The 7,128-nt window shown below is 60.9% G+C and carries 7 protein-coding genes; 1 reads left to right on the forward strand and 6 read right to left on the reverse strand.

The genetic code is table 11. The features are described 5' to 3' along the window. Window positions 1-23 precede the first annotated feature (23 nt). On the reverse strand, window positions 24-173 hold the full coding sequence (locus tag QZ292_RS08810; RefSeq protein ID WP_294600653.1) for a hypothetical protein: 150 nt from the start codon (window positions 171-173) through the stop codon (window positions 24-26). Window positions 174-713: 540 nt separating this feature from the next. Then, window positions 714-3,443 carry a DNA mismatch repair protein MutS gene (gene mutS, locus QZ292_RS08815; RefSeq protein WP_294600655.1) on the reverse strand — a complete coding sequence of 910 codons (2,730 nt, stop codon included), beginning with the start codon at window positions 3,441-3,443 and terminating at the stop codon, window positions 714-716. A gap of 70 nt (window positions 3,444-3,513) precedes the next feature. On the opposite strand from mutS, the gene QZ292_RS08820 reads away from it, so the two are divergent. Beyond that, complete coding sequence (locus tag QZ292_RS08820; protein ID WP_294600657.1) at window positions 3,514-3,738, forward strand: hypothetical protein; 225 nt, start codon at window positions 3,514-3,516, stop codon at window positions 3,736-3,738. A 353-nt stretch (window positions 3,739-4,091) separates the two neighbouring features. On the opposite strand, the gene QZ292_RS08825 is transcribed toward QZ292_RS08820, so the two are convergent. The 4 genes from QZ292_RS08825 to QZ292_RS08840 all read right to left on the reverse strand — a co-directional run. After that, window positions 4,092-4,919 (reverse strand): 2,3,4,5-tetrahydropyridine-2,6-dicarboxylate N-succinyltransferase, encoded by an 828-nt coding sequence (locus QZ292_RS08825; protein ID WP_294600659.1) that lies wholly within the window; start codon window positions 4,917-4,919, stop codon window positions 4,092-4,094. A 32-nt stretch (window positions 4,920-4,951) separates the two neighbouring features. Next, window positions 4,952-6,175 (reverse strand): endonuclease/exonuclease/phosphatase family protein, encoded by a 1,224-nt coding sequence (locus tag QZ292_RS08830; RefSeq protein WP_294600660.1) that lies wholly within the window; start codon window positions 6,173-6,175, stop codon window positions 4,952-4,954. Window positions 6,176-6,194: 19 nt separating this feature from the next. Continuing rightward, on the reverse strand, window positions 6,195-6,893 hold the full coding sequence (locus QZ292_RS08835; protein WP_294600662.1) for a rhomboid family intramembrane serine protease: 699 nt from the start codon (window positions 6,891-6,893) through the stop codon (window positions 6,195-6,197). Further along, a partial coding sequence (locus QZ292_RS08840) for a hypothetical protein (protein WP_294600664.1) occupies window positions 6,890-7,128 on the reverse strand: 239 nt, incomplete at its 5' end. The genes QZ292_RS08840 and QZ292_RS08835, both read right to left, overlap by 4 nt.

The raw sequence follows: 7,128 nt of genomic DNA on the forward strand, positions 1-7,128 counted from the left end.
TAGCCCGGGGCGGGGCTTTCCGTTTATTCCGAGAGGCAACGCAACTGAAAACCGTAGGCGCGGCTGTCCGAGTTGCTGGCGTAGAAGTGTTGCGAATAGAAATACAAGTCCAAACTGCGGATACTGCTCGTGGTGGAAGACCAACTGAAACCATAGTTGCCGACGTACCACAACGCTCCCTCGCCATCGCCGCGGAAGCCCGGGGCGGGGTTTGTTTTTTCGCGCGCCTTTGGGAAATCTTGTCAAAACGCACAAGTGCATTTTGACGATTTCCCTCTTAAGGCGTGGCGCGCGGTGCCTTCGGGCACTCCGACAGGGCCGCCTCTACCCTAACAGGATAGAACTGCCCTCGGGCCGGGCAGGCCCCGCGTGCCCGCGGTGGGCAATTGGCCGGGTCTGCCCAACTCTTCACATCGTTCTCCGTTCGCGCGCCTTGGGAAATCCAGTCAAAACACGCAAGCGAGTTTTGACGATTTCCCTCCTTAGGCATGGCGCGCGGGCTTGTCAACGCTTATTTCAGTCGCCCGCGGCAATTCTTGTTGGTTGGCCGAGTGCCAACCAACAGAATATGCCCTTTTAAGCGGGCGGGCGACTGTCCTACGGGAGGGGACTGCGCTCGGGCCGCGCGGGCCCCACGTCCCGTGGACGGGAAATGCTTACGCATTTCTACTTTTCAACTCAGCCCAATTCTCTGTTCGCGCACTGCCCTCCCCCTACAATCCGCTCAACTTCTTGATCTCGTTCAACTTATTGAGCGCCTCGATGGGAGTCAGAGAGTTGATATCCAAATCCTTGATCTGATCCCGAATCTCTTTCAACACCGGGTCGTCCAACTGGAAGAAACTCAGCTGCATGGACTTCTCACCCCCCGCCGACGCACTGCCAGACGCTGGAGCGGTCGCTGCCGACACGGCGGTCGTATCCGGAGAATCGGCCGACAAGGAAGGAGTGCCGCCTGCCGCCGCACCGTCCGCCGCATGAGCCGAAGAGCCGTTGCGCCGCTGGCGTTCCAGATCCTCCAGCACCGTCTTGGCCCGGTCGATCACCCGCGGAGGCATCCCCGCCATCTTCGCCACATGGATCCCGAACGAGTGCTCCGTACCGCCCGGAACCAGCTTCCGCAGGAAAATCACCCGCCGATCCACCTCCCGCACCTGGACGTTGAAATTCCGGATGCGTTCGAACCGCGACTCCATCTCGTTCAGCTCGTGGTAGTGGGTCGCGAAAAGGGTCTTGGCCCGCCCCTCCGGATGTTCGTGGAGGTATTCGACCATCGCCCAGGCGATCGAAATCCCGTCGTAGGTGCTCGTCCCGCGGCCGATCTCGTCCAGCAGCACCAGACTCCGCCCCGAGATGTTGTTCAGGATGTTGGCCGACTCCAGCATCTCGACCATAAAGGTCGATTCGCCCTGCGAGATATTGTCCGACGCCCCCACACGCGTGAAAATCCGGTCGACCAGCCCGATCCGGGCCGAAGAGGCCGGCACGAAACAGCCGATCTGAGCCAACAAAACAATCAGGGCCGTCTGCCGCAACAGCGCCGATTTACCGGCCATATTGGGCCCCGTGATAATGATGATCTGCTGCGACGAAGAGTCCAGATAGAGGTCGTTCGGGATGTACGGTTCGCCGATCGGGAGCCGCTGTTCGATCACCGGATGGCGTCCGTCCTTGATCTCCAGCACGTCGTCTTCCGTAATCTCCGGCCGGCAGTAGTTGTGCTCGATGGCGTCGTGGGCGAAGGACTGGAGGCAGTCGAGTTCGGCCACGGCCATGGCATTCCCCTGAATCCCCGCCACGCTCGGCTGGAGAGCCGACACGAGTTCGCCGTACAGACGCACCTCGATGGCGTTGATCTTGTCCTCTGCCCCCAGAATCTTCTCTTCGTACTCCTTGAGCTCCTCGGTGATATAGCGTTCGGCATTCACCAGGGTCTGTTTCCGGATCCATCCTTCGGGCACCTTGTCGCGGTGGGCGTTGCGGACTTCGATGTAGTAGCCGAAGACGTTGTTGTAGCTGATTTTGAGCGGGATTCCGACGGCTTCGCTCTCGCGCTGCTGCAAGGCAAGGAGGTAGTCTTTCCCGCCGGTGGCGATCTCGCGCAGCTGGTCGAGTTCGTCGTGCACGCCGTAAGCGATCACGGGCCCGCGCCCCGGAATCAGGGCCGGCTCGGCCAGGATGCACTGTTCGACGGCGGTCCGCGCCGAGGAGCAGTCGGCAAAGCGTTCGGCGAATTTCCGCACTTCGGCGTTCGGGCTCTCGGCACACAGCGTCCGAATACGTTCCGCGGCGGCCAGCCCCTTGGCCAACTGCACGAGCTCGCGCGGGTTGACGCGGCCGACGGCGAGTTTCGAGACAATCCGTTCCATGTCGCCGATATCGGCCAGCTCGGCGCTCAAAGCGTCCCGCAGTTTGGTGTCGCGCATCAGGTGGCCGACCACCTCCAGACGGGTGTCGATCGCGGTTTTGTCCTTGAGGGGCAGCGAGATCCACCGCCGCAAGAGCCGCGCTCCCATCGGCGAGAGTGTCTGATCGATGACGTCGGTGAGCGAGGTACCGTTCTCGCTCAGCGGGTGGAAGAGTTCGAGGTTGCGGATCGAGAAGCGGTCGATCCAGACGTATTTGTCCTGATCGAGTCTGGAAATCCCCCGCACATGGCTGAGGTCTTTGTGTTCGGTGTATTCGAGGTAGTAGATCACGGCTCCTGCGGCGCTCACGGCCAGCGGCAGAAGGTCGATGCCGAAGCCTTTCAGGGAGGTGGTGTCGAACTGTTTGAGGAGCTTCTCGCGGTTGCTGTCGTAGTTGAAGGCCCACTCGTCGAGTTTGTAGGTGTAGTAGCGGTCGCCGAAGGCCTGCCGGAAGTCGTTTTCGTCGCCTTTTTTGAAAATGACCTCCTTGGGCATCAGGTTGGCCAGGAGTTTGTCGATGTAGTCGTGGGCTCCTTCGGCGGCGTAGAATTCGCCGGTGGAGATGTCGATGAAGGCGACCCCTGCCCTCCCCTTAGTTCCGAGCGAAACGGCGGCGAGGTAGGTATTCTCCTTATGATCCAAGATGTTGTCGTCGAAGGTGATACCGGGGGTCACGAGCTCCGTGACGCCGCGTTTCACGATCCCTTTGGCCTGTTTGGGGTCTTCGAGCTGTTCGCAGACGGCGACGCGCTGACCGGCCCGCACGAGCTTGGGCAGGTAGACGTCCAGGGCGTGGTACGGAAAGCCGGCGAGTTCGACGCTGGCGGCGGATCCGTTGGCACGCTTGGTGAGTGTAATGCCGAGTATCTTGCTGGTGATGATGGCGTCGGGGCCGAAGGTCTCGTAGAAGTCGCCGGCGCGGAAAAGGAGAATGGCGTCGGGGTGCTGGTCTTTGATGGAGTAGTATTGCTTCATCAAAGGGGTGAGGACATATTTTTTCTCGGTTCCCGGCTGCTGTTCTTCGGTCTTGGCCATAGGGGTTTCGGTTTGTGGTTCACAAAGATAGGGCAAAAAACCGTTTTTCGACGTATCGGGCGCGGGTTCTTTGCGAAAGGGGGAGAGGATATGCGCCCCGGGCTACCGCGACGCGGGAAATTACAGGAATCCGGGCAATCTGATCAATGTCGGACGCGATGGGTTCAGTCGGTCAGGCACGCCCAATACGAACAACATCGAGATGCTGTATTTGGGTTTCTACACGCAGGGTCTCAACCCTACTTCGTCGGATTTTCGCGCCCACGGTTTTCAGTTGCGTTGCCTCTCGGAATAAACGGTGCGTGCCGCACTCACAAATGGCCGGGTCTACCCTAACAGGCAGCCTCTACCCCACCCGCAGATTGGGCCGACACAGCCGCAGAAATGCGAAGCATTTCCCGTCCACGGGACGTGGGGCCCGCCCGGCCCGAGGGCAGTTCCGTCCGCCTCGAACTGTTCCTTTTAACTTCGCTCCGCTCGTTTTCCTCCTCGCCGCTCGGCAATGTACAAACTCTGTTTGCATTGCGCTCACTGGCTGCGTCGGTTGTGAACAAAAGGAACCGAAAAAACTTTAGACGGATGCTAACGCATCCTCAAACTGCCGGCACCTTAACCAACGAGGCAGCCTCTACCCCGACAAACCGTCCGCTACGCCGAGACGCCGAAGTCTCGCAAAGCCTCGTTCAGCGATGTCTTGCGATCCGTCGAAGCCTTGCGCTGGCCGATAATCAGTGCGCACGGCACCTGATACTCGCCCGCCGGATAGTGCCGCGTGTAGGAACCCGGGATCACCACCGACCGCGGAGGCACGTATCCCTTGTATTCCACCGGCTCGCTGCCCGTCACGTCGATGATCTTCGTCGAACCCGTGATGACCACGTTCGCCCCTAAGACCGCCTCGGTTCCGATGTGCGCCCCTTCGACCAGGATGCACCGCGAGCCGATGAAGCAGTGGTCTTCGACGATCACCGGAGCGGCCTGCACCGGTTCCAGCACCCCACCGATTCCCACTCCGCCCGACAAATGCACCCCCCGGCCGATCTGGGCGCACGACCCCACCGTCGCCCACGTGTCGACCATCGTGCCCGAATCGACATAGGCCCCGATGTTCACGTACGACGGCATCATGATCACCCCCGGAGCCAGATAGGAGCCGTAGCGCGCCACCCCGTTCGGCACGACCCGAACCCCCAGCGATTCGAAATCCTGCTTCGTCTCCATCTTGTCGAAGAACTCGATGTCGCCGCTGCTCATCCGGCGCATCTTCTGGATCGGGAAGTAGAGGATCACCGCCTTTTTGACCCACTCGTTCACCCGCCACTCCCCGCCCTCTCCGGTCGGTTCGGCACACCGCAGGGTGCCCTTGTCCAGCCGGTCGATCACCTCCCGGATGGCATGTCGGGTCTCCGGTCGGTCGAGCAAAGCGCGGTCGCTCCAAGCCGATTCGATAAGTGCTTGGATTTCGTTTATTTCCATGATGGTGTGTGAATGAAAGAAGAGAAAAACGATTATTTCTGTTTTTGTCTGGCCGCCCCGTCGGCCGGCGACAGACCGATCCGGACGAAGACCGGATTGTGATCCGACCACGGCAGCGCGTCGGAGCGGTATTCGAGCGTCTCGAACCCCGGGGCGTGAAAGATGTAGTCGATCCGGAGCATCGAGAAGAGCCGGTTGTAGGTGTAGGCGAATCCGCTGCCGGCATTGACGAAGGTGTCGTCCAGTCCGCCGCGCATCTTGCGGTAGGTGTACGAGACCGGCGTGTCGTTGAAGTCGCCCGTGACGATCGCCGGATAGGGCGACGTGCCGATCATCCGCGAGATGGTGTCGACCTGTACGGCCCGGCGGCGATAGTTGTCGCGCAGCCGTCCCGCGAGGCTCCGGACGAACTGTTCGGTCTCCTTGTCTCCCCGCATGTCGAGCCGTTCGACGCGGTCGCGGCTCCATTCGTCCACCTGGGTGGACTGGAGGTGGTTGTTGAAAATCCGCAGGGTGTCGCGCCCCGGGAGCAGGTCGGCCCGGAGCATGGTGTTCCGCGACCCTTCGAACAGGGTGCCGCTCGCTTTGAGGATCGGTATCCGGCTGAAGATCGCCACGCCGTACCCCACGTCTCCCTCACCGCCAGAGACGAAGTGGTAGGCCCGATAGGGCCACTCGCGGTAGAGGCTGTCGATCAGCCGCACGTCGTCGCGGTTCATCGTCTCGTACTCCTGGAAGCAGACGATGTCGGGCTGCAGGCGCTGCACGTAGGCGGCCACGCTGTCCACCACCCGCCGGTATCCGTCGTGCCGGGTCTGTCCGTAGGCGAAGCCGTGGACGTTGTAGGTGAGGATCGAGAGCCGCTGGGGATCTTTCTTGGCGGATTGCCGTGCGGCCGTGTTCTCTGTCGGGTATGCTTTGCGGAAGTCGAAGCGGACGAGGGTGCCGAGGTGTCCGAGTCCGATCAGCAGGGTGACGGCCGGCACCAGCGCCCACCACCGCCACCGGATCATCCACACGAGCAACAGGATAAAGTTGCCGAAGAAGAGGAACGGGGCGCCGAGGCCGAAGAAGGCGAAAATCCAGCTCCGCTCCGGGCTGATGCCGGTGCTGAGATAGGCCATCACGAGTGCGCCGGCGAACAGGACGGTCACCAGAACGAGCAGCAGGTGGAGCAGGGTGCGCCACCACCGTTTCGGCTGGCTCTGGTCGATGTAGTAGTAATTGCTTCCGGTGTTGTAACGGTTGGCGCTCATCGGAGGGAGAGGGGGGGTATCAGTAATAAATTTTGCCGGTTCGTTTCCAGATCCGGAGCAGGATGAAGCCGAAGAGCATCCCGCCGACGTGTGCGAAGTGGGCGATGTTCGACCCCTGCTGGGTCACGCCGAGGAAGAGCTCCAGCACGCCGTATGCGACGACGAACCACTTGGCTTTCATCGGAATCGGGGGGATGAGGAGCATGATTCGGTCGTTCGGATGGAACATGCCGAAGGCGAGCAGCACGCCGAACACGGCTCCCGAGGCGCCGATGGTGACGATGCGGTCGGCCCATGCTTGCAATTGGGCGGGCATGGTTTCGGCATAGCCGAGTCCGACGAAATGGTTGTATTCGATCCAGTTGACTCCCAGGTTGCACAGCCCGGCCCCCACGCCGCAGATCAGGTAGTAGGCCAGAAATCGTCCCGACCCCATGTCGTATTCGAGCACGCGGCCGAACATCCAGAGGGCGAACATGTTGAAGAACAGGTGGTCGAATCCTCCGTGGAGAAAGAGGTAGGTGAGGGGTTGCCAGATATGGAAGTCGGCCGATTTCCAGAAGTGGAGTCCGAAGAGGTCGATCATGCGTTCGCCGCCGACTCCTTCGGGCAGTAGGATCTGGGCCAGAAAGACGACGACGGTCAGGATGATGAGGTTCATGACCACGCTGCTGCGGGGCGCTCCGGCGCGTGGGCCGAAGATGTTGCTGTTGTTCATTCGTTTCCGATTTCTTGTATGTGGTGAGGATCGGGCTTATGCGGTTCTTTGTGTCGTTTTTTTTGAGTGGCGGGCGGCTGCTTTGGGGCAGCGACAGTCTCGTTCGGGGTAGTCTCCGGATAGCGGCTGCCATTGGGGTAGACCGGGCCAACGTTGGGGTAGCGGCTGCCGATTAAGGCCGAGGCTGCCAATAAAACACCCTGTGGGTGCCGTTTATTCCGAGAGGCAACGCAAC

The sequence above is a fragment of the uncultured Rikenella sp. genome (genome assembly GCF_910577125.1).
Taxonomy (GTDB): domain Bacteria; phylum Bacteroidota; class Bacteroidia; order Bacteroidales; family Rikenellaceae; genus Rikenella.